The organism is Azospirillum palustre, assembly GCF_002573965.1.
In the GTDB taxonomy this organism is placed as follows: Bacteria; Pseudomonadota; Alphaproteobacteria; order Azospirillales; family Azospirillaceae; genus Azospirillum; species Azospirillum palustre.
Genome location: NZ_PDKW01000043.1, coordinates 2,367,086 through 2,389,060, shown reverse-complemented (window position 1 = coordinate 2,389,060; position 21,975 = coordinate 2,367,086). Strand labels below are relative to the sequence as shown.

Genomic DNA, 21,975 nt, shown 5'->3' with positions numbered 1-21,975 from the left:
GGATTGGGCCAACAGAACGCACCCAATAGAACGCACCTGGAAAAATCAGGGCGACGAGTGCCGAGGGGAAACGCGCGTGGGACAGAAGAAGCGCATCTATGTGATCGAGGACGAGGCCGACATCCGGCGGCTGGTGACGGAGGTGCTGGAGAGCTACGGCTATGAGGTGACCGGATGGGCCAGTGGGCGGGAGGCGCGGACGGCGATCCAGCGTCAGGCCCCCGACCTCTGTCTGGTCGATCTCGGCCTGCCGGACATGGACGGGCTGACCCTGGTGCGCGAGCTGTGGGAGGATGTGCGCTTCGGCGTCATCATCCTGTCCGGGCGCGGCGGCACCTCCGACCGGGTGCTGGGGCTGGAGCTTGGCGCCGACGATTACATCGTGAAGCCGTTCGAACCGCGGGAACTGGTCGCCCGCGTCAACAGCGCCATCCGCCGCCGCGAGCAGCTGGCCGGAGCGACTGCCGCAGAGGACACGGCACGGGCGCGCTTCGGTCCCTGGGTGTTCGATCTCGGCAACCTGACTCTGACCGCCGACGACGGCCGGCAGGAAAGCCTGACGGCGGCGGAGGCCTCGCTTCTGCTGATGCTGTTGAAGGCGCCCAAGCGCGTGCTGTCGCGCGAGCATTTGCAGGGTCCTGATCAGGATCGCGACGATTTTCCCTACGACCGCAGCATCGATGTCCGCATCTCGCGCATCCGCAAGAAGATCGAGGAGGATCCCCGCACGCCGCGGCTGATCAAGACGGTCTATGGTGCCGGCTACCTGTTCGCCGGCGACGTGAGCTGGTTGCGCTGAAAGTGGCGCCACCCCTGCGTTTGCGCCGCAACACCCTCAATAACAATTGGTCATAATCCTGAGAAAGTTGCGCAAAGCTGATCTGGTACAGGCTGTTTCCAACACCGCCGCGCCCAATGCCGGCGTGCAACAAAGAACCCCTGGGGAGAACGGTCCGATGAGTGAAACTGCCGCCGCAGCCGATGTCTGTGCCAATCCGTACGAGCGCGACCTCGAGCGCAATGCCGCCAATTTCGTCGCCCTGACGCCGCTGACCTTCCTGGAGCGTGCCGCCGCCGTGTGGCCCGACCGGCTGGCCGTCGTCCATGGCCCGGTGCGCCGGACCTGGGCCGAGACCTTCATCCGCGTGCGCCGTCTGGCCGCGGCGCTGGCGAATGTGGGGATCGGCACCGGCGACACTGTCGCCATGCTGGCCGCCAACACGCCGGAACTGTTCGAGGCCCATTTCGGCGTGCCGCTGGCCGGTGCCGTGCTGAACGCCGTCAACACCCGCCTGGATGCCGAAGCCATCGCCTTCATCCTGAAGCATGGCGAAGCGAAGATCCTGATCGTCGACCGCGAGTTCTCCGGCGTCGCCAAGAAGGCGCTGGCCCTGCTCGATGCGCCGATCCCGGTGGTGGACATCGACGATCCGACCTACAGCGGCGGCGAACTGATCGGTGACCGCGATTACGAGTCCTTCATCAGCGATGTCGGTGCCGAACATCCCTGGATCCTGCCGGCCGACGAATGGCAGGCCATCGCGCTGAACTACACCTCCGGCACCACCGGCAACCCGAAGGGCGTCGTCTATCACCACCGCGGTGCCTATCTGAACGCGGTGTCGAACGCGCTGTCCTGGAACATGGGCGATGCGCCCGTGTATCTGTGGACGCTGCCGATGTTCCACTGCAACGGCTGGTGCTTCCCCTGGACCATCGCGGTCACCGCCGGCACCGCCGTCTGCCTGCGTCAGGTCCGCCCCGACACCGTTCTCAAGCTGATCCGCGAAGAACGGGTGACCAACTTCTGCGGCGCGCCCATCGTCCTCAACATGTTGAACAATGCCCCGGCCGAGCTGAAGCAGGGTATCGATCACAAGGTGAAGGTGATGGTTGCCGGCGCCGCCCCGCCCGCCGCCGTCATCGCCGGGATGGAGCGCATGGGCTGGGAAGTCACCCATGTCTACGGCCTGACCGAATGCTACGGCCCGACCGTGGTCTGCGTCTGGCATGACCGCTGGGACGGCCTGTCGCTGGACGAGAAGGCGGCGATCAAGGCGCGCCAGGGCGTGCGCGGCCCGATGCTGGAGGCGGTGGTCGTTGCCGACCCCTTCACGCTGGAGCCGGTACCGAAGGACGGCCGTACGATGGGCGAGATCATGATGCGCGGCAACAACGTCATGAAGGGCTATCTGAAGAACCCCAAGGCGACCGAAGAGGCCTTCGCCGGCGGCTGGTTCCACACCGGCGACCTCGCCGTCTGGCATGAAGACGGCTATGTCGAGATCAAGGACCGCTCGAAGGACATCATCATCTCCGGCGGCGAGAACATCTCGTCCATCGAGGTGGAGGATGTGCTCTACAAGCATCCCGACGTGCTGGAGGCTGCCGTCGTCGCCCGCCATGACGAGAAGTGGGGCGAGACGCCCTGCGCCTTCGTCACGCTGAAGGATGGCGCCACCGCGAGCGAAGCCGACATCATCGCCTTCTGCCGGTCGCACATGGCCCACTTCAAGTGCCCGCGCACGGTGGTGTTCGGCCCGCTGCCGAAGACCTCCACCGGCAAGATCCAGAAATACGTCCTGCGCAAGCAGACCGAGGGGCTTTAAGGGGGCGGGGCGCATTGCCCTCTCCCTGACCCTTTCCTGCATGTCGGCCAAAGCGCCCGCTCTCTCCACCGCCTGACAGGGGAGAGGCTGGGGCAGCGCCCTCCCATGCCTGCACGCCGCCCATTTCCAAAGGGACCTGCGCCATGAAGATCCTCTGCGCCGTCAAGCGCGTCGTCGATTACAACGTCAAGATCCGGGTGAAGACCGACCAGTCCGGGGTCGAGACGTCCAACGTGAAGTTCTCGATGAACCCCTTCGACGAGATCGCCGTCGAAGAGGCGGTCCGTCTCAAGGAGGCCGGCACGGCGACCGAGATCGTCGTGGTGTCCGTCGGCCCGACCGGGTGCCAAGAGACGCTGCGCACGGCTCTGGCCATAGGCGCCGACCGCGCCATCCTGGTGCAGACCGACGTGACGACCGAGCCGCTGGCCGTCGCCAAGGTCCTCAAGGCCCTGGTCGAGAAGGAGGCTCCCGGCCTCGTCATCCTCGGCAAGCAGGCCATCGACGACGACTGCAACCAGACCGGCCAGATGCTGGCGGCCCTGCTCGGCTGGGGCCAGGGCACCTTCGCCTCGAAGGTCGCCCCGACGGGCGATGCCGTCGCAGTCACCCGCGAAATCGACGGTGGGCTTGAGGTCGTGTCGTTGAAGCTGCCGGCGGTGGTCACCGCCGATCTGCGCCTGAACGAGCCGCGCTATGCCTCGCTGCCGAACATCATGAAGGCGAAGAAGAAGCCGCTGGAGACCGTCACGCCGGACAGCCTGGGCGTCGACGTCACGCCGCGCCTGAAGACGGTGAAGGTCGCCGAACCGGCCAAGCGCCAGGCCGGCATCAAGGTGCCGGATGTCGCCACGCTGGTCGACAAGCTGAAGACCGAGGCGCGCGTGATCTGAGCGCCGGCCCCGTGCCAGCACTCTCCGCACCCCGCCCGACAGAGGAACCGCCCCATGCCCATCCTGATCCTTGCCGACCACGACAATGCCAGCCTGAAGTCCGCCGCCGCCCATGCGGTGACCGCCGCCGTACAGATAGCCAAGGGGCTCGGCGGCGACATCCACATCCTCGTCGCCGGCCGCAACGCCGCCCCGGCCGCGGAGCAGGCCGCCAAGCTGGCTGGCGTCACCAAGGTGCTGCTCGCCGACGATGCCGCCTACGAGCACGCCCTGGCCGAGCCGGTCGCGGCCCTGCTGGAGTCGCTCGCCTCCGGCTACAGCCATGTCCTGGCCGCCGCCACCTCGGCCGGAAAGAATGTGCTCCCGCGCGTCGCGGCATTGCTGGATGTCGCGATGATCTCCGACATCACCGCCGTGGTTGCCGCCGACAGCTTCGAGCGGCCGATCTATGCCGGCAACGCCATCGCCACCGTGCAGACGGCCGACCCGATCAAGGTGATCACCGTCCGCACCACCGCCTTCGAGGCGGCACCCGCCACCGGCAGCGCCGTGGTCGAGAGCATTGCCGCCGTCGCCGATCCCGCTCTGTCGGGCTTCGTCTCGGCCGAACTGTCGAAGTCGGAGCGTCCGGAACTGACCTCGGCCCGCATCGTCATCTCCGGCGGGCGCGGCATGCAGTCGGGCGACAACTTCCACCTGCTGGAAGCCATCGCCGACAAGCTGGGGGCCGCCGTGGGTGCCAGCCGCGCCGCCGTCGATGCCGGCTTCGTGCCGAACGACTATCAGGTCGGCCAGACCGGCAAGATCGTGGCGCCGGACCTCTATGTCGCCGTCGGCATCTCGGGCGCCATCCAGCATCTGGCCGGCATGAAGGACAGCAAGGTCATCGTCGCCATCAACAAGGACGAGGAGGCGCCGATCTTCCAGGTCGCCGACTACGGACTCGTCGCCGACCTGTTCAAGGCCCTGCCGGAGTTGCAGCAGGCCTTCTGATTTCGTTCATTTCCTCCGTTACCCGAAGAGGTCCCCCATGACCGCCGCCGCGATCCCCTATACCCCGCCGCTGAAAGAGATCCGCTTCGTCCTCGACCACCTCGCCGGCATGGCCGAGGTGGCGGCTCTACCCGGCTTCGAGGATGCCAGCCCCGACATGGTGGATAGCATCCTGGGCGAAGCGGCGAAGATCGCCGAGAATGTCCTGGCGCCGCTGAACCGCATCGGCGACGTGCAGGGGGCCAAGCTCGGCACCGACGGCGTCGCCCGCACGGCGGAGGGCTGGGGGACGGCGTGGCAGGCGCTGGTGGAAGGCGGCTGGAACGGGTTGCCCTTCGATCCGTCGCGCGGCGGCATGGGGTTGCCCAACCTGCTGAACACCGCGGTGCAGGAGATGTGGCATTCCGCCAACATGGCCTTCGCGCTCTGCCCGATGCTGACGCAGGGGGCGGTGAACGCGGTTCAGCTCTATGGCTCGGAGGCGCTGAAGGACCTCTACCTGCCCCGGATGATCTCGGGCGAGTGGACCGGCACCATGAACATCACCGAGCCGCAGGCGGGGTCGGATCTCGCCGCCACGCGGTCGCGCGCGGTGCCGAACGGCGACCATTACCTCGTCACCGGGCAGAAGATCTTCATCACCTACGGCGACCATGACCTGGCGGAGAACATCGTCCATCTGGTGCTGGCCCGCCTGCCCGACGCGCCTCCCGGCGTGAAGGGCATCAGCCTGTTCGTCGTGCCGAAATTCCTGGTCAATCCGGACGGCAGCCTTGGTGCCCGCAATCAGGTCAAGTGCGTGTCGCTGGAGCACAAGCTGGGCATCCACGGCAGCCCGACCGCCGTGCTGTCCTTCGGCGACGAGGGCGGGGCGACCGGCTTCCTGGTGGGCGAGCCGAACCGCGGCCTGGAATACATGTTCACCATGATGAACCATGCCCGGCTGAACGTCGCCATGCAGGGCCTGTCGATTGCCGAGCGCGCCTACCAGCAGGCGCTGGCCTATGCCCGCGACCGCGTGCAGGGCAAGCCGCTGGGCTGGACTGAGGGGCAGTCGAAGGGCATCGTCAACCATCCCGACGTCCGCCGCCTGCTGATGGGCATGAAGGCGCGGATCGAGGCAATGCGCGGCATCCTCTACACTGCCGCCGCCGCGGTCGACGTGGCGCACCACCATGCCGACGAGGCCACCCGCGGCCGGGCTGCCCTGCTGGTCGATCTGCTGACCCCCATCGCCAAGGGCTGGTGCACCGAGACCGGCCAGCAGCTGGCGTCGGACGGCGTGCAGGTCCATGGCGGCATGGGCTTCATCGAGGAGACAGGGGCCGCCCAGCACCTGCGCGACGCCCGCATCACCACGATCTACGAGGGCACGACCGCCATCCAGGCCAACGACCTGATCAACCGCAAGATCCTGCGCGACGGCGGGGCGACGGCCAACGGCTTGCTGGACGAGATCGCGGCGCTGGGCGGCGAGCTGTCCGGCCATGCCGACGAGGCACTGCGCGTCACCGGGGCGGAGCTGACCGCCGCGGTGCATGAGACCAGGCAGGCGATTGCCTGGGTGCTGACGACGGCGAAGCAGGACCCGCGCCTGCCGGCCGCCGCGTCGGTGACGGTGCTGGAGCTGATGGGCGTGGTCGCCGGCGGCTGGCAGCTTGCCCGCGCCGCCAAGGTGGCGGCGGAGCGGCTGGCGGAGGGCGATGCCGACACCGCCTTCCTGTCGGCCAAGCCGCTGACCGCCCGCTTCTTCGCCACCCATGTGCTGCCGAAGGCGGCGGCGCTGCGGGCGACCGTCGTCAACGGCTCCGCGAGCGTGATGGCGCTGAGCGAGGAGCAGCTGTTCGGCGCGGCTTGACCGGGCCGCGCTTGCCGGTTGGTGCCGGGGTCTTTGCCCCAGTCGAGGGAGTCGCGGGCGGTTGGGGGACCTCCCGCCACTGCCCCGGCGCCAACCCGTCCAGCGTCCAGTCGCCGATGGCCCAGCGGATCAGCCGCAGGGTTGGGAAACCGACCGCTGCGGTCATGCGGCGGACCTGCCGGTTGCGTCCCTCGCGGATGGTGAGCGCAATCCAACTGGTGGGAATGGCGGCGCGGTAGCGCACCGGCGGATCGCGCGGCCACAGCGACTCGGGCTCGTCAATCCCCCGCACTTCGGCCGGCAGGGTGGGGCCGTCCTTCAGCGTGACGCCGCGGCGCAGCGCCTCCAGCGCCTCGTCGGTCGGCACGCCCTCCACCTGCACCCAGTAGGTCTTCGGCATCTTGTTGGCCGGCGAGGCGATGCGGGCGATCAGCGGGCCGTCGTCGCTCAGCGCCAGCAGCCCCTCGCTGTCGCGGTCGAGCCGGCCGGCGGCATAGACGCCCTTCACCGGAACCAGCTCCGCCAAGGTCGGGCGGCCCTGGTCGTCGGTGAATTGTGGCAGCACGCCATAGGGCTTGTTCAGCAGGATCAGGCGCGGCACTGGCTTGCTTCCTTGCGGAGTTCGGGAAAGGCGCTATCGTTCGCACCCCAATATGATCTCTTGATAGCAGGGGTTCGGCCGTGACGCTTCTGTTCTGCTCCGCCAGCGACAGCGCCGAGGATTGGCGCCGGGAAATCGCCCGTCATCTTCCCGGGCTGGAGATGCGCGTCTGGCCCGAGACCGGCGATGTCGCCGACATCGAGGTCGCCGTGGTGTGGAAGCCGCCAGCCGGCATGCTGGCGACCCTGCCCAACCTGAAGCTGATCGTGTCGCTCGGCGCCGGGGTGGAGCCGATCCTGCTGGATCCGACCCTGCCGGACGTGCCGCTGGTGCGCATGGTCGCGGACGGGCTGACGGCCGACATGGCCGGCTATGTCGTCTTCCAGCTGCTCTACTGGCACCGGCTGATGGACCGCTACGACGCTCTCCAGGCCGAGGCGCGGTGGGAGCAGCTCGATCATCGCCCGGCGTCCGAGGTGACGGTCGGCATCCTGGGCATGGGCGAGCTGGGGGCGGCATCGGCCCGCACGCTGCGGACGCTGGAATACCGGCTGATGGGCTGGAGCCGCAGCCCCAAGAGCATCGAGGGGGTGGAGAGCTTCTCCGGTCCCGACGGGCTGGCGGCGATGCTGCCGCAATGCGATGTGCTGGTCTGCCTGCTGCCGCTGACCGACGAGACCCGCGGCATCATGAATGCCGGCCTGTTCGCCGCCCTGCCCAAGGGGGCGGTTGTCATCAACGCGGCGCGCGGCGGGCATCTGGTCGAGTCGGACCTGCTGGACGCGCTGGAAAGCGGGCATCTGCGCGGCGCCAGCCTGGATGTCTTCGCGACGGAGCCGCTGCCGGCGGACCATCCGCTCTGGCGTCACCCACGGGTCCGCATCACCCCCCATGTCGCCGGGGTCACCCACCCGTCGCTGTGCGCCGGGCAGGTGGCCACCGCGGTGACCGCCCTGCGTGAAGGCCGGCCGATACCCAATCTGGTGGACCGCAGCCGGGGCTACTGAGGGTTATTCTCTGCCCTCAATCGGCGGTCACGGCCCTTACAGCATCTGAACGGCGATCACCGCCAGCAGGGCCGCGATCACCCACAGGGCGGCGCGGTCCGAGCGGCGGCGGCTTTCCCAGCCGTTCAGCATCTGGCGGACGGTCTGCGGGTGCAGCCGTACGCCGCCTTCCGAAATGTCGCGGGTCACCCGCTCCGCCTCGCTGACCAGGGCGGGGAGGCGGCGGACGGTGGACAGGATGGCGCCGGCATCGTTGATGAACTGCGCCTCCGGCCCGCGGTTCTCGCGCATCCACTCCTCGATCAGCGGGCGGGCCAGTTCCCACATGTTGATGTTGGGGTTCAGCAGCCGGCCGACACCCTCGGCCGTCAGCATGCTCTTTTGCAGGAGAAGCAGCTGCGGCTGGGTCTCCATCTCGAACTGTTCGGTGACGGCGAACAGCTGGGCCAGCAGCCGGCCGACCGAGATGTCGGCCAGCGGCTTGTTCTGCAAGGGCTCGCCGATGGCGCGGCAGGCCTGGGTGAAGATCTCGATGGACTGGTGGCGCGGCACGTAGCCGGCCTCGAAATGCACCAGCGCGACGCGGCGGTAGTCGCCGGTCAGGAAGCCGATCAGCATGTCGGCGAGGTAATAGCGCGTCTCGCGGTCCAGCCGGCCCATGATGCCGAAATCGACGGCGGTGATGGTGCCCTGTTCGTTGATGAACAGGTTGCCGGGATGCAGGTCGGCGTGGAAGAAGCCGTCGCGGAAGACCTGGTTGAAGAAGCTGGCCGAGGCCATCGCCAGGATCTCATCGCGGTCGAAGCCGGCGGCGGAGATGCGCGCCGGCTCGTCCACCTTGAAGCCGCGGATGCGCTCCAGCGTCAGCACCCGGCCGCCGGTGCGCTCCCAATCGACCTTCGGCACGTTGAAAGTGTCGTCGTCCTTGAAGTTCGACGCCAGCTCCGACGCGGCGGCGGCCTCCATCCGCAGATCCATCTCCAGCCGCGAGGTGCGGGCGAAGGTGTCGACGATTTCGGTCAGACGCAGCCGCTTCAGCCTGGGCAGGACCCATTGGGCGAGCGCCGCCAGCCGGTAGAACAGGTCGATGTCGCGCTCGAAGGCCTGCTCGATCCCCGGACGCAGCACCTTGACCGCTACCTCCTGCCCGTCGGCGGTGACGGCGAAATGGACCTGGGCGATGGAGGCGGCGGCGACCGGCTTGTCGTCGAAGCTCTGGAACAGCGCCTGGACCGGCTGGCCGAACTCCGCCTCGACGATGGCGCGGGCCTGATGGGCGGGGAAGGGCGGCAGCTTGTCCTGCAACTCGGCCAGATCGACTGCCATCCGCTCGCCGACCAGATCGGAGCGGGTGGACAGCAGCTGGCCCAGCTTGATGTAGGTGGGGCCGAGTTCGGCCAGTGCGCGGGCGAGCCGCTCGCCCTCGCGGCCGGGCACGTCCTTGCGGGCAACCCGGCGCCACAGCCAGAGCAGGCCGGGAGCCGTGCCGAGCAGGCTGGTGGGCAGGGCATCATGACGGGCGACCGTCCGGCCGATCACGGCCATCCGGATCAGGTTGCGCAGGATGCGGAACACGGGAGGTTAAATCCGCCAGCCGGAATGGATGGCGGCGATCCCGCCCGACAGGTTGCGTACCCGCACCGCACCGAACCCTGCCGCCTCGATCCGTTTGGCCAGATCGGCCTGCTGCGGGAAGCGGCGGATGCTCTCGGCCAGATAGCGGTAGCTCGCCTCGTCCTTCGCCACCACGCGGCCCATGAAGGGCAGCACCTGGAAGGAATAGACGTCGTACAGCTCGCGCAGAACCGGCAGCACGACGTGGCTGAATTCCAGGCAGTAGAACTTGCCGCCGGGCTTCAGGACCCGGTGGGCCTCCTTGATCGCCTCGTCGATGCGGGTGACGTTGCGCAGGCCGAAGGCGATGGTGTAGGCGTCGACCGAGCGCGGGGCGATGGGCAGCCGTTCCGCGTCGCCGACCGTCCATTGCACGCCGGACAGGATGTTGCGGTCGACGGCGCGGTCGCGCCCGACCCGGACCATCGCCTCGGTGATGTCGCAGACCACCGCCGCCCCGCCGCCCTTCTTGAGGAAGCGGAAGGCGATGTCGCCGGTGCCGCCCGCCACGTCGAGCAGGGTCATGTCCGGCTTGGGCGCCACCATCTCCATCAGCGTGTCCTTCCACAGCCGATGGATGCCGCCCGACATCAGGTCGTTCATCAGGTCGTAGTTGGTCGCCACGCTGTCGAAGACGGCGCGGACCAGCCCGGACTTGGCGGACGGATCGACGGGGGTGAAGCCGAACCAGTTGCCTTCGGCACCGGACGCGGGTTTTTGCGGGTCGGGGATGCGGTCGCTCATGGCCGGGAAGATAGCGCGGGCAGGGGCCATGCGCCAGCGGGGGCGTGCAATGCGGAAGCCGCTGCGGCGAATGGCGTAGGGCGGATGGGGGCGCCGGCCGGAGGTGTCTGCGATGGAACGGCGTGGAACAGTTTTGCGTGTCTGTTCCACGGGGTGCGGTTGGGCGGCGGGCCGGCCGTCCGATGCGGGATGGAACAGGGTGAAACAGTTTTCCGCCGATGTTCCATCCGGTGCTCCATCGCATGGGGTGGGTCTGAAATCCTAGCACGGAAAGCGTGTCCGCAGGAGGGGGGGCCGGCAAAACTGGGACTGCCCCAACGTCGCCTCATCCCCGCGAAGGCCGAAGATGAGCCTTGGGTCCATGGCGTTGCAGAAAGCCTCTCCGCCACATCCCCCTTGCATCGCGCCGTCCCCGCGCGTATAAGCGCAGCCTTCCACGGGCGGCGAGGCTGGGCCGGAAGGCTCAGGGCATGCCCACCCGTCCGTTGGAATTCCGCCTCATTTCCACCCAGGAAACGAAAATGCCCAAGCTGAAGACGAAGAGCGGCGCCAAGAAGCGCTTCAAGGTGACCGCCACGGGTAAGGTCCGCGCTCAGGCCGCCTACAAGCGCCACTGCCTGGAACAGAAGTCCCCGAACATGAAGCGCAACGCGCGCGGCATGATGACCCTGTGCGACTCCAACGCCCGCACGGTGCTGAAGAACTGGCTGCGCAACGCCTGATCTCGGCACATCATAGAATTTCGGAAGGACTGAACCATGGCTCGTGTTAAGCGCGGCGTCACGACGCACGCCCGTCACCGCAAGATCCTGAAGCTCGCCAAGGGCTACCGGGGTCGCAATTCCAAGAATTTCCGCATTGCGGTCGAGAAGGTCGAGAAGGCGCTTCGTTATGCCTATCGCGATCGCCGCAACAAGAAGCGCGATTTCCGCGGCCTGTGGATCCAGCGCATCAACGCCGGCGTCCGTCAGTACGGCCTGACCTACTCGCGCTTCATCAACGGCATCAAGCTGGCCGGCATCGAGATCGACCGCAAGGTCCTGTCCGATCTGGCCGCGCGCGAGCCGGAGGCCTTTAAGACCTTGGTGGACCAGGCCCAGGCCGCGCTCGCCTCCAAGGCCGCCGCGTAACGCGCCTCGCGTTTCCTCAAGTCAGGGAACGCTTGCCGTCACGGCGTCAGTTGTAAGAGAAGGGAGCCGGGCCGCTGGGCCGGCTCCCTTTTTCTTTTTGCACCGTTTTCTTCCCCACGCTTGCCGGGAACCGCCATGCTCGACGCGCTGAAAGACGAACTTCTGTCGCAGGTCAACGCCGCCGCCGATCTCTCGGCGCTGGACGAGGTGCGGGTCTCCGCGCTCGGCAAGAAGGGGCGCATCACCGGCTTCATGAAGGAGCTGGGGAACCTCACGCCGGACGAGCGCAAGGAGCGCGGTCAGGCGCTGAACGCGCTGAAGGACGAGATCGCCGCCGCCATCGACGCGCGCAAGGCCGACCTCGCCGCCGCCCACCTGAAGGCGCGGCTGGAGGCCGAGCGGGTCGACGTCACCCTGCCGGTCCGGCCCGAGTCGGAGGGGCGCATCCACCCGATCAGCCAGACGATGGACGAGATGATCGCCATCTTCGCCGAGATGGGCTTCTCGGTCGCCGAAGGGCCGGACATCGAGGACGATTTCCACAACTTCACCGCCCTGAACTTCCCGCCCGGCCACCCGGCGCGCGACATGCACGACACCTTCTATCTGCCCGACGCGGATGAGAAGAAGATGCTGCTGCGCACCCACACCAGCCCGGTGCAGGTCCGCACCATGCTGAACAACAAGCCGCCGATCCGCATCATCGCGCCGGGGCGCACCTACCGCTCCGACTACGACATGACCCACACCCCGATGTTCCACCAGATCGAGGGGCTGGTCATCGACGAGGCGACCAACATGGGGCACCTGAAGGGCTGCCTCGTGGAGTTCTGCCGCGCCTTCTTCGACGTGGACGACCTGCCGCTGCGCTTCCGCCCCAGCTTCTTCCCCTTCACCGAACCGTCGGCGGAGGTCGATATCGGCTGCTCCCGCAAGGGCGGCGAGCTGAAGCTGGGCAATTACGGCGACTGGCTGGAGATCCTCGGCTGCGGCATGGTCCACCCGAACGTGCTGGAAGCCTGCGGCATCGACAGCACCAAGTACCAGGGCTTCGCCTTCGGCATGGGGGTGGAGCGCGTGGCGATGCTGAAATACGGCATCCCCGACCTGCGCACCTTCTTCGAAGCCGACCTGCGCTGGCTGAAGCATTACGGCTTCGCCGCCCTCGACATTCCCAACATCGCCCACGGCCTGACGCGCTAAGGAGCCGGACCCATGAAGTTCACGCTGTCCTGGCTGAAGGACCATCTGGAGACCGACGCCTCGCTCGACCAGATCACGGAAAAGCTGACCGCCCTCGGGCTCGAGGTCGAAGGCATCCAAGACCGGTCGAAGGAACTGGAGCCCTTCCGCGTCGCCCATGTCGTCTCGGCCGAAAAGCACCCGGACGCCGACAAGCTGCGCGTGCTGATGGTCGATACCGGCGCCGGCACCCTCCAGGTGGTCTGCGGCGCCCCGAATGCGCGCGCCGGCATGAAGGGCGTCTTCGCGCCGGAGGGGACCTATGTCCCCGGTTCCGACATCACGCTGAAGAAGGGCGTCATCCGCGGCGTCGAGTCGAACGGCATGATGTGCTCCAAGCGCGAGCTGAAGCTGTCGGACGAGCATGAGGGCATCATCGAGCTGCCGGACGACGCCCCCGTCGGCGCCGGCTTTGCCGACTATGCCGGGCTGAACGATCCGGTCATCGACATCAACCTGACGCCCGACCGCGCCGACTGCGCCGGGATCCGCGGCATCGCCCGCGACCTCGCAGCATCCGGCATGGGCACGCTGAAGCCGCTGACCGAGGGGCATCTGGACGCCTCGCCGGTCACCGGGGCCTTCGCCAGCCCGGTCGGGGTGAGCATCGATGTGCCCGAGGCCTGCCCGCTGTTCGTCGGCCGCTATATCCGCGGCGTGAAGAACGGCCCGTCGCCGAAGTGGTTGCAGGACAAGCTGGTCTCCATCGGCCTGCGTCCGATCTCGGCGCTGGTCGACATCACCAACTACCTGACCTTCGACGCCGCCCGCCCGCTGCACGTCTTCGACGCCGACACGGTGAAGGGCAACATCACCGTCCGCATGGGTCGCGAGGGCGAGACGCTGGCGGCGCTGAACGGCAAGGAATACGCGCTGGACGCCGCCATGACCGTGGTGGCCGACGACGAGCGGGCGGAGGCTCTGGCCGGCATCGTCGGCGGCGAGCCGACCGGCTGCACCGAGCAGACCGTCAACGTCTTCGTCGAGGCGGCGCTGTTCGACCCGGTGCGCACGGCGCAGACCGGCCGCCGGCTGGGCATCGATTCGGATGCGCGCTACCGCTTCGAGCGCGGCGTCGATCCGGCGGCCGTGTTCGCCGGCATGGAGCGGGCCACGCGCCTGATCCTGGAACTGTGCGGCGGCGAGCCGTCGGAACTGGTGGTCGCCGGAGCCGAACCGAACTGGAAGCGCAGCCTGACCTTGCGTCCGGGCCGCGTCGCCGCGCTGGGCGGCGTCGATCTGCCGCGCGAGCGTCAGGAGCGGATCCTGGCCGATCTCGGCTTCACCCTTGAGGGCGAGGATGCCGAGGGCCGTCTGGTCGTCGGCGTTCCGTCCTGGCGCGCCGATGTCCATGGCGAGGCCGATCTGGTCGAGGAGGTGCTGCGCGTCCATGGCTTCGACGCCATCCCGGCGACGCCGCTGCCGCGCGAGACGGTGCTGACCCGCCCGGCCCTGACGTTGAAGCAACGCCGCGTCGCGCTGGCCAAGCGCACGCTGGCCGCCCGTGGCCTGTCGGAGGCGGTGACCTGGTCCTTCCTGTCCGGCCCGGTCGCCGGGCTGTTCGGCGGCGGACAGCCGGGCCTGCGGCTGGTCAACCCGATCAGCAGCGATCTCGACGTCATGCGTCCGTCGGTCCTGCCCAACCTGATCCAGGCCGCCGGCCGCAACGCCGACCGCGGCTTCGCCGACGTGCGCCTGTTCGAGGTCGGGGCGGCCTTCCGCACCCCGGCGCCGGACGGCCAGGATACGGTTGCCGCCGGCATCCGCGCCGGTGCGGCGGTACCCCACCATTGGTCGGAGAAGGCCCGCGGCGTCGACGTGTTCGATGCCAAGGCCGATGCGCTGGCGGTGCTGGAGGCGGTCGGCGCCCCGGCCGGCAACCTGCAGGTCACCACCGATGCGCCGGGCTGGTACCATCCCGGCCGTTCCGGCGTGCTGCGACTCGGCCCCACCGTGATGGCGCGCTTCGGCGAGATCCATCCGTCGGTGCTGGACGCGCTGGGCGTCAAGGGGCCGGTCGTCGGCTTCGAGGTGATGCTGGACGCCGTGCCGCTGCCCAAGAAGAAGGGCGGCACCGCCAAGCCGATGGTCCAACTCTCCGCCTTCCAGCCGGTGGAGCGCGATTTCGCCTTCGTCGTCGACCGCAAGGTGGAGGCCGACAAGATCCTCCGTGCCGTCAAGGGCGCCGACAAGGCGCTGGTCAAGGATGTCGCAGTCTTCGACGTCTATGAAGGGCCGGGAGTGGGTGAAGGTCGCAAGTCGGTCGCCGTGTCGGTCACCTACCAGCCGACCTCCGCAACCCTGACCGATGAGGCGATCGAGGCCGTCGGCCAGAAAATCGTTGCCGCGGTGGTCAAGGCGACCGGAGGAAATCTTCGCGCTTGAGAAAAACCCTCCGGGGTTGAAATCGCCGTTATGTAAGAGACAGGGCCTCCGCTTCGGCGGGGGCTCTTTTCGTTTGGCCTACCTGAAGGATTCACGAAAGGCTCCTTCACGATAGCTCACCGCGCAATCATATGATGAATTGCTGATTGATGAATCTCGAGTGCATTCGCTAAGGGAAAACCCTGAGACTGTTTGTTGCAATTCAATGTTTGACGCCAGGACGTTGATCTATGGGAAGATTGGGGGTCAGGATTGTTTGCCCCCGGTGGACCCACGATGTGTTCGATGTCACGATTACGGCACAGGCGATGCGTGCATTGCCTTGGCAAGTCGAATGCCCATCACACTGCAAGCGACGAAGCGGGGGAAGTCTATGGTTGATCCAGCGGACGGTAAGGCAACCAAACCGGAGTCCGGCAAGCCACTCATCCTGGTGGTGGACGACGACCGCTCGATCGTCGAAGGGCTGGCGATCCTGTTGGACGGCTGGGGGTACGAGGTGGTCAAGGCGCTCAGCGCCGCCGCGCTGGAGGCACAGCTCGGTGGGTTGGGCCGGGTGCCGAACCTGATCATCGCCGACCATTACCTGCCGGCCGGCCGCACCGGACGCGAGGTGGTGGAGCGTGTCCGCACCGAAACCGGGCAGCAAATCCCGGCCATCATCCTGACCGGCGACAGCACGCCCGAGCGCCGCGACGAGGCCCAGCTCATGGGCTGCGAGCTGCTGCTGAAGCCGGTTCAGGTCGGGCCGCTGCGCGAGGCGGTCGAAGCGCTGTGCAGCCGCTAGGGCCGATTTATTCCGAGTGAAGGTGAGGTTGCTGCAACCGGCCCGTCAGGTGGCCGGTCCTGCTGCGGAACGGGGCAGGTCGATCTCCGGCAGCACGGCGAGGAAGGCATCGACCACCGCCGGGTCGAACCGCAGACCGGCCAGCCGGCGGATTTCATCCACGGCGTGATCGCGGCCCAGCGCCGGACGATAGGGCCGGTCTCGCGTCATGGCGTCATAGGCGTCGGCAACGGCGACGATGCGGGCGCACAGCGGGATCGCCGCCCCGGTGCGGCCGTCAGGATAGCCGGTGCCATCCCAATTCTCGTGGTGCCAGCGTGCCACCGCCGCCCCCAGATGAAGATGGGTCGGGCCGTCGGCCAGATGGCTCGCCTGGTTCAGCAGGCTGGCGCCGGCCACCGTATGGGCCTGCATGGCGCTGCGCTCCGCCGCATCGAGCGGGCCGGGCTTCGACAGGATCGCCGGGTTCACCGCGGCATTGCCGATGTCGTGCAGAATGGCCGCGAGGCCGATGATCTCCAGCGTCGAGTCGTCCAGCGTGTCGGCGAAGAGACCGTCGGCATGCAGGCGGCGGGCGATCCGTTCGGTGATTGCGGCGATGCGCAGCAACCGGCAGAACCGGTCGTCCTCCGCCCCGTCCACCGCCCCGCCCACTGCCCCGTCCTCTGCCGCATCCGCGCCCATGTCAGTGCAGGCGGCCCCATCCTTGGCAGGCCCGTCGGCGGTCAGCGCGCCGCGGCCGCGCTCGGCCAGATCGGCCAGCGCCGCCAGCGTGCCCCGCTGGGCGCGGTAGAGCTGCTCGTACTGGTGCAGATTGTCGAAACCGACGGAAATCTTGCCGCAGAACACCTCGATCAGCTTGCGGTCCAACTCCGACAGCGGCCGGTTGGAGCGCAGGTAGACCACCGTTTCCCGGTCGTTCGGCGTGCGGATGTAGAGCGTGCAATGGTCGCCGGTAAAGACATGCGCCCGCTTTTCCAGGCAGGCGCTCACCGCGGCCAGCACCGCCGGATCGACATGGCCGGCGGCGGGTTCATTGATGAGATCCTCGAACCGGCCCGATCCGGCCAGCACATAGAGGCCGTTGCCGGTTGCCGCCTCGACCGCCGGGTTGCTGCTACCCGGGGTTCCGGCACTGCCGCGCTGCACGCACAGGATGGCGTCCGGCCCCACCCCCAGCAGGCCCGACAGCTGGGTCAGCACGCCGGCCGCGAACAGCTTCATCGAGCGGGCGCGGAACAGCGACGACGACGCCTCGATGATCTTCTCCAGGCCGCGGCGGTTGGCGTCGATCGCCACGATGTCCTCGTAGGAGCGGAGCGCCGCGACCGTGGTGGTGAACAGCTGCTGGGCGGTCAGCTGGGTCTTCGCCTTGTAGTCGTTGATGTCGTAATCGAGGATCACCGCCCGTTCCGGCGCCTGTCCCGGCTGGCCGGTGCGCAGGATGATGCGCACGTTGCGGTTCTGCAGTTCTTCGCGGATGTGGTGGACCAGCCGCAGGCCGGCATCCTCCGTCTCCATCACCACGTCGAGCAGGATCAGCGCGATGTCGCTCTCCCGCGCCAGGATCCGCCGGGCCTCCGCCGCCGAATGGGCGGACAGGAAGCGGGCCTTGCGGCCCTTGAAGGCGAAGTCGGACAGGACCAGCTTGGTGATCGCATGGACCTCCGGCTCGTCATCGACGATCAGCATGGTCCAGCGGCTGCCGGGCGCCTCCCCGGCGGCGGCATCTTCGGGACCATTTCCGGGGCCATCTTCCGGGGCGGCATCGTCGAGGAAGACCATATCCTCGTCGGCCGGCTCGGGGGCCGGCTCGGGGGCCGGCTCGGGGGCCGGCCCGGTTGCCGGATCGGTGCGGGGGGCGTCCTCAGGTCCGGTCGGGTCGGCGTCGGTCATGGCTCTTCAATCGTGAAAGGGTCATGAGGACGGGCTTGGCCGGCCCGCATGGCGGTCGTTCATCAAAACGTATCCAGCTCGATCACCGTACAATCGAGCGCGCGTTGTGCCAACGTGCCGCAGGCGGTGTCGACCTGCAAGCGCGTGAAAGGGGCGACGCCGACCTCGTACAGCAGCCGGCCCTTGCGGAACACCGGCCAGACCATCGGCGGCAGGTCGCGATAGGCGCTGCCCGGCCCGGCGGTGAACTCCTTCCAGGCGCGCAAGCCCTCGGCGTAGCTGACATATTCGCCGAGCTTGATGCCGTAGAGCATGCCCGGCTCGACCGGCGGCATCCCCGGCAGCGGATAGGGGGCGGCCACCCCGACCAGCCCCTGGACCGGGGCCAGGGCGCGGGTGCCGGCGGGCAGGGCCAGCGTGGCCTCGCCATCGGCGGCACCGATCAGCGCCACCACGTCGCCCTTGCGCAGGGTGAAGCTGCGCCGCTTGCGGTTGGCCAGGATCTCGGTCGCGGGAATCGGGCCGGCGGCGACGACATAGCCCTCCGCCGGGGTCTGCGCCGCCTTGTCCCAGGCCGCGCGCGGCACGACCGCGGCGCTGCGGTGGGATGGAGGGGCATCCGCCGGCTGGTTGGCGGTGGGCTTGGACGGCCGAGGCCCTTCGCCGCCGATTGCCGGCCGGCCGGTGACCATCAGCGCCGGGTCCAGCGAGTCGGCAGGGACATAGCCGATGGGCTGGCCGCCGATGGCGATCTCCGTCCAATAGGTGCCGCGCGGCGTGCCGAGAGCGTTGAGCGCCTTGCCCTGCTTCAGCGTCATGACGATGCGGGCATCCTCGCTGGGGCCGATCCGCACCTCGATGTCGCGGTTCAGCACCACCTCGCCGGTCAGCGGGGCGCCGATGGCGACGGGGCTCTGCGCCCAGGCCGGCGGGGTTGCTGCAACGATGCCGGCACAGGCGAGGAGAAGGGCGAGCGCCGGAAGGAGGCAACGGGTCGGCACGGCGATCATTGGGCGGCTTCCTTGGCAGTCACCTGTGGGGCAGTCACCTGTGAGGCAAGCGGCGGCTTCCGGCGGCCCAGCAACTGGCCGCCGACGAGGTCGTGGATCGCGTCGGCCAGCAGCCGCACCGGCTTCGGCGCCGTGCCGCGGGCGCGGTGCAGGGCGATGTCGACGTCCGGCAGGTCGGGAAAGCCCTCCGCCGCACCGATGCGGCGCAGGCTGGGCGGGACGGTGCAGGCCTCCATCGCCGTCACCCCCAGCCCGCCCATCACCGCGCCATGGACGGCGACGACGCTCTTGCTGGTGAAGGCGACGCGCCAGTCGCGCCCAATCCCGTCCAGGGCGGCGACGGCGATGTCGCGCACGACGCAGCCCTTGGGGAACAGCGCCAGCGGCAGCGGGTCCAGGCTTTCCACCGGACGGTAGCCCGGCAGCGGCGATGCGGGGTCGAGCGGCGGGGCGACCCAGGACACCGGCTCCTGCCGCACCAGCTCGCCGCCCGCCTCGCCGGCCTTGCGGGTGATCAGCGCCAGGTCGTAGCGGCCCTTCTCGATCTCCGCCACCAGATCGGGGCTGTTGTCGCAGACGACCTCGACCATCACGTCGGGATAGGCGGCGTTGAAGCGGGCCAGGACCTCCGGCAGCAGCATGGTGGCGTAATCGTCGGGCGTGCCGATGCGCACGCTCGCCACCGTCGGGCTGCGGTGCATCAGCGCCAGCACCTCGTCGTTCAGGGTCAGCATGCGCCGGGCATAGGCCAGCAGCACCTCGCCGTCGCGGGTCATGCGCACGCCGTGGGTGTCGCGTTCGAACACGCGCTTGCCCACCGTGTCCTCCAGCCGGCGCACCTGCTGGCTGACCGCCGCCTGGGTGCGGCCCAGCCTTTCGCCGGCACGGGTGAAGCTGGCGCTGTCGGCCACGGCGACGAAGGCGCGCAGCAGGTCGGTGTCGAGATTGGCGGGCATTTTGGGAACCGGAAGTTGCCGCTTATTCAAGCAGAGCGCCGGCCCGTCCGCAACGGTGCGGTCATTACGAATCGTGATGACACCATAATGCCTATTCGTTTCCAAGGGATTGGCGCACCCCCCATTGTCGGCCTCCGACCCCTTTGGAGTTTCCGATCATGTCGCTGTTCGCCGCCTGGACCGGCACGGTTCTCGGTGCCGCCCGCCTGGAGCCGCCCGCCATCCCGACCCCGGCCGTGCCGGAACCGCGGCGCTTCCGCTTTGCCTACAACCCGCTGCCGTCGGGTGTGCCCGCGTTGGGTTATCGGCTGACCGCGGAGCATGCGCCGTCGTCGGTGCGGTCGCCGCTGGCAACTCCGGGCCGCCAGCGTCTTGAGAAGTAGGCGGGCCGCAGCCTATCCTGCCGCCGATAACTATGCGGGCAGGAGTGGGCGATGGGGCGGGTCTATGTGCTGTACACCGGGGGCACCATCGGGTGCGTGACCAATCCCAACGGGGCGCTGGCGCCGGTGCCGGGCATGGAGTTCGAAAAGCTGGCCCTGTCGGTGCCCGGCCTGTCGGACCACCGGGTGAGGGATTATCCGGACCTGACCTGGACCATGGACTGGTTCGACCGCACGCTCGACAGTTCCAACATGACGCCGGCGGACTGGGGCGCCATCGCCCGGCGGCTGCTGTCGGTCTATGACCGGTATGACGGCTTCGTCGTGCTGCACGGCACCGACAGCATGGCCTACAGCGCGTCGGCCCTGTCCTTCCTGCTGCCCGGCCTGTCGAAGCCGGTGGTGTTCAGCGGATCGCAGGTGCCGCTGTCCTTCACGCTGAGCGATGCGCCGGCCAATCTGGTCGGCGCCATCGTGGCGGCCGGCACCCTGCCGGTGCCGGAGGTCTGCGTCTATTTCGATACCAGGCTGCTGCGCGGCAATCGGTCGTCGAAGGTCGATGCCAACCGCTTCGCCGGCTTCGATTCCCCCAACTTCCCGCCGCTCGCCACCATCGGCAGCGTGATCGCCCGCAACGAGCCGCATTGGCTGCCGATGCCGGACACCGGCGTTTCGCTGGCCGAGCCGGACAACCGGGCCAGGCGGATGGCGGCGCTGGACGCCCTTCCGGCGGCGCTGGCGGCCTTCTCCGTCGTCATGCTGTGGCTCTATCCCGGCATCCGCGCCAGCACGGTGTCGGCGATGCTGACCGGCACCAGCCCGGCGGCGAAGGGGGTGATCGTGCTGGCCTACGGCGAGGGCAACGGCTCGACCGATCCGGACTTCCTCGACACGCTGTCGGCGGCGGTGAGGGCCGGGGTCGTGCTGATGGACAACACCCAGGTGCAGCGCGGCGCGGTGCTGCCCGGCGCCTATGCCACTGGCCTCGGCGCCGTGGGGGCGGTCGGCGCCTATGACATGACGCCGGAAGCCAGCTACGCCAAGTTGGTCTGCCTGTTCGCCGCCGGGCTGGACGCCGCGGCGGTCAAGGCGGCGATGCCGGTGCCGCAGGCCGGCGAACTGACGGTGATCGAGGTCTGAGACGCGCCTGTGCGGAGGCGGGGGCCGTTCGGGCCCTCCGCCTCCGGCACTGGCTTACAGGCCCGGCTTACTGGCCCATGCCGGGCTGGGCCGGGGCCATGGTGCCGCGGTTCATCGTGCCGTTGCCCATCGTGCCCTGATTCATGGTCTCGGTGCCCATCGAGCCATTGCCCATCGAACCCTGGTTCATCGTGCCCTGGTTCATCGAACCGGAGCCCATGCCGCCGTTCATCGAGCCGCCCATCGAGCCGCTCCCCATCTGGCCGCCCATGGCGCCGCCGGTCGAGCTGCCGTAGCCGGTGTTGGCTTGGCTGCTGTACTGGGCGAGCTGCTGAAGCTCCATCTGGTCCTGCATGACGACGACCTGTTTGCCGCGCCGCTCGAAGGAGGCCGGGGGCAGCATGACCGACTGGCCGGACTTGGCCAGCTTCAGCTCGACCATGGTCTGGCCGTCGGCGCCGGTGGTGACGTTCTGGATGGTGCCGGCGACGGGGCCGCCATGGCGGTGGACCACCCGCTTGCCGATCATGTCCCGGCTGGCCTGGACGTCGCGGGCGCCGGTGTCCATCGTGCCGTTGGCGACGGCGTTGGACTTGGCCGACCCGCTGGTCTGGGCGTGGCCGGGCGCGGCAACGGCCATCAGCATCAGGGCCGGAACCGCGGCGGCGAGAAACTTGCGCATGTCATCCTCCCGGATTGAACCACAACAGGGGAGGCGCCGCGCGGG

Annotated in this window: 20 protein-coding genes; 13 read left to right on the top strand and 7 right to left on the bottom strand. The window is 68.5% G+C overall.

Annotation, left to right across the window (positions count from 1 at the left end):
- Positions 1-76 precede the first annotated feature (76 nt).
- The 5 genes from CRT60_RS33605 (at position 77) to CRT60_RS33585 (ending at position 6,353) form a co-directional block, all read left to right on the top strand.
- Entirely contained in the window at positions 77-799 is a 723-nt protein-coding gene (locus CRT60_RS33605; protein WP_098740690.1) for a response regulator transcription factor, read from the top strand.
- A gap of 157 nt (positions 800-956) precedes the next feature.
- Positions 957-2,609, top strand: coding sequence for an acyl-CoA synthetase (locus CRT60_RS33600; RefSeq protein ID WP_098740689.1), 1,653 nt, complete (start codon positions 957-959; stop codon positions 2,607-2,609).
- A gap of 143 nt (positions 2,610-2,752) precedes the next feature.
- Positions 2,753-3,502: an electron transfer flavoprotein subunit beta/FixA family protein gene (locus CRT60_RS33595; RefSeq protein WP_098740688.1), complete on the top strand. Its 750-nt coding sequence runs from the start codon at positions 2,753-2,755 to the stop codon at positions 3,500-3,502.
- Positions 3,503-3,556: 54 nt separating this feature from the next.
- On the top strand, positions 3,557-4,495 hold the full coding sequence (locus CRT60_RS33590) for an electron transfer flavoprotein subunit alpha/FixB family protein (protein WP_098740687.1): 939 nt from the start codon (positions 3,557-3,559) through the stop codon (positions 4,493-4,495).
- 37 nt (positions 4,496-4,532) lie between these two features.
- On the top strand, positions 4,533-6,353 hold the full coding sequence (locus CRT60_RS33585; RefSeq protein ID WP_098740686.1) for an acyl-CoA dehydrogenase C-terminal domain-containing protein: 1,821 nt from the start codon (positions 4,533-4,535) through the stop codon (positions 6,351-6,353).
- Here the strand turns inward: CRT60_RS33585 and CRT60_RS33580 are convergent.
- A complete protein-coding gene (locus CRT60_RS33580) occupies positions 6,295-6,954 on the bottom strand; it encodes a pseudouridine synthase (RefSeq protein ID WP_098740685.1) in 660 nt (219 codons plus the stop codon). The two genes, CRT60_RS33585 and CRT60_RS33580, sit on opposite strands and share 59 nt — an antisense overlap.
- An 80-nt stretch (positions 6,955-7,034) precedes the next feature.
- Between CRT60_RS33580 and CRT60_RS33575 the strand changes: the two genes are divergently transcribed.
- On the top strand, positions 7,035-7,961 hold the full coding sequence (locus tag CRT60_RS33575) for a 2-hydroxyacid dehydrogenase (RefSeq protein ID WP_098740684.1): 927 nt from the start codon (positions 7,035-7,037) through the stop codon (positions 7,959-7,961).
- Positions 7,962-7,997: 36 nt separating this feature from the next.
- On the opposite strand, the gene ubiB is transcribed toward CRT60_RS33575, so the two are convergent.
- Both ubiB and CRT60_RS33565 read right to left on the bottom strand, forming a co-directional pair.
- Positions 7,998-9,536, bottom strand: coding sequence for a 2-polyprenylphenol 6-hydroxylase (ubiB, locus tag CRT60_RS33570; RefSeq protein ID WP_098740683.1), 1,539 nt, complete (start codon positions 9,534-9,536; stop codon positions 7,998-8,000).
- A gap of 6 nt (positions 9,537-9,542) precedes the next feature.
- Positions 9,543-10,319 carry a class I SAM-dependent methyltransferase gene (locus CRT60_RS33565; protein ID WP_098740682.1) on the bottom strand — a complete coding sequence of 259 codons (777 nt, stop codon included), beginning with the start codon at positions 10,317-10,319 and terminating at the stop codon, positions 9,543-9,545.
- 521 nt (positions 10,320-10,840) lie between these two features.
- Between CRT60_RS33565 and rpmI the strand changes: the two genes are divergently transcribed.
- The 5 genes from rpmI (at position 10,841) to CRT60_RS33540 (ending at position 15,863) form a co-directional block, all read left to right on the top strand.
- A complete protein-coding gene (rpmI, locus tag CRT60_RS33560; RefSeq protein WP_012975158.1) occupies positions 10,841-11,041 on the top strand; it encodes a 50S ribosomal protein L35 in 201 nt (66 codons plus the stop codon).
- A gap of 36 nt (positions 11,042-11,077) precedes the next feature.
- Entirely contained in the window at positions 11,078-11,449 is a 372-nt protein-coding gene (gene rplT, locus CRT60_RS33555) for a 50S ribosomal protein L20 (protein ID WP_098740681.1), read from the top strand.
- A gap of 135 nt (positions 11,450-11,584) precedes the next feature.
- The gene (gene pheS / locus CRT60_RS33550; protein ID WP_098740680.1) at positions 11,585-12,652 is read left to right on the top strand and encodes a phenylalanine--tRNA ligase subunit alpha; all 1,068 of its coding nucleotides are present in this window, start codon (positions 11,585-11,587) and stop codon (positions 12,650-12,652) included.
- A 12-nt stretch (positions 12,653-12,664) separates the two neighbouring features.
- Positions 12,665-15,076, top strand: a complete 2,412-nt coding sequence (gene pheT / locus CRT60_RS33545) for a phenylalanine--tRNA ligase subunit beta (RefSeq protein WP_098740679.1) — start codon at positions 12,665-12,667, stop codon at positions 15,074-15,076.
- A gap of 373 nt (positions 15,077-15,449) precedes the next feature.
- Positions 15,450-15,863 carry a response regulator gene (locus CRT60_RS33540; protein WP_098740678.1) on the top strand — a complete coding sequence of 138 codons (414 nt, stop codon included), beginning with the start codon at positions 15,450-15,452 and terminating at the stop codon, positions 15,861-15,863.
- A gap of 45 nt (positions 15,864-15,908) precedes the next feature.
- Here CRT60_RS33540 and CRT60_RS33535 read toward each other — a convergent pair whose 3' ends face one another.
- The 3 genes from CRT60_RS33535 to CRT60_RS33525 form a co-directional block, all read right to left on the bottom strand.
- Positions 15,909-17,759 carry a DUF3369 domain-containing protein gene (locus CRT60_RS33535; protein WP_098740677.1) on the bottom strand — a complete coding sequence of 617 codons (1,851 nt, stop codon included), beginning with the start codon at positions 17,757-17,759 and terminating at the stop codon, positions 15,909-15,911.
- 62 nt (positions 17,760-17,821) lie between these two features.
- A complete protein-coding gene (locus CRT60_RS36340) occupies positions 17,822-18,769 on the bottom strand; it encodes an SH3 domain-containing protein (RefSeq protein ID WP_098740676.1) in 948 nt (315 codons plus the stop codon).
- Positions 18,766-19,725: a LysR substrate-binding domain-containing protein gene (locus tag CRT60_RS33525; protein WP_244592889.1), complete on the bottom strand. Its 960-nt coding sequence runs from the start codon at positions 19,723-19,725 to the stop codon at positions 18,766-18,768. The genes CRT60_RS36340 and CRT60_RS33525 overlap by 4 nt, the downstream gene beginning before the upstream one ends.
- A gap of 158 nt (positions 19,726-19,883) precedes the next feature.
- On the opposite strand from CRT60_RS33525, the gene CRT60_RS33520 reads away from it, so the two are divergent.
- Both CRT60_RS33520 and CRT60_RS33515 read left to right on the top strand, forming a co-directional pair.
- Positions 19,884-20,108, top strand: coding sequence for a hypothetical protein (locus CRT60_RS33520; RefSeq protein ID WP_143273436.1), 225 nt, complete (start codon positions 19,884-19,886; stop codon positions 20,106-20,108).
- Positions 20,109-20,159: 51 nt separating this feature from the next.
- Positions 20,160-21,248, top strand: coding sequence for an asparaginase (locus CRT60_RS33515; protein ID WP_098740674.1), 1,089 nt, complete (start codon positions 20,160-20,162; stop codon positions 21,246-21,248).
- Positions 21,249-21,315: 67 nt separating this feature from the next.
- Here the strand turns inward: CRT60_RS33515 and CRT60_RS33510 are convergent, their stop codons facing one another.
- Positions 21,316-21,930, bottom strand: coding sequence for a hypothetical protein (locus CRT60_RS33510; RefSeq protein ID WP_098740673.1), 615 nt, complete (start codon positions 21,928-21,930; stop codon positions 21,316-21,318).
- Positions 21,931-21,975: the final 45 nt, after the last annotated feature.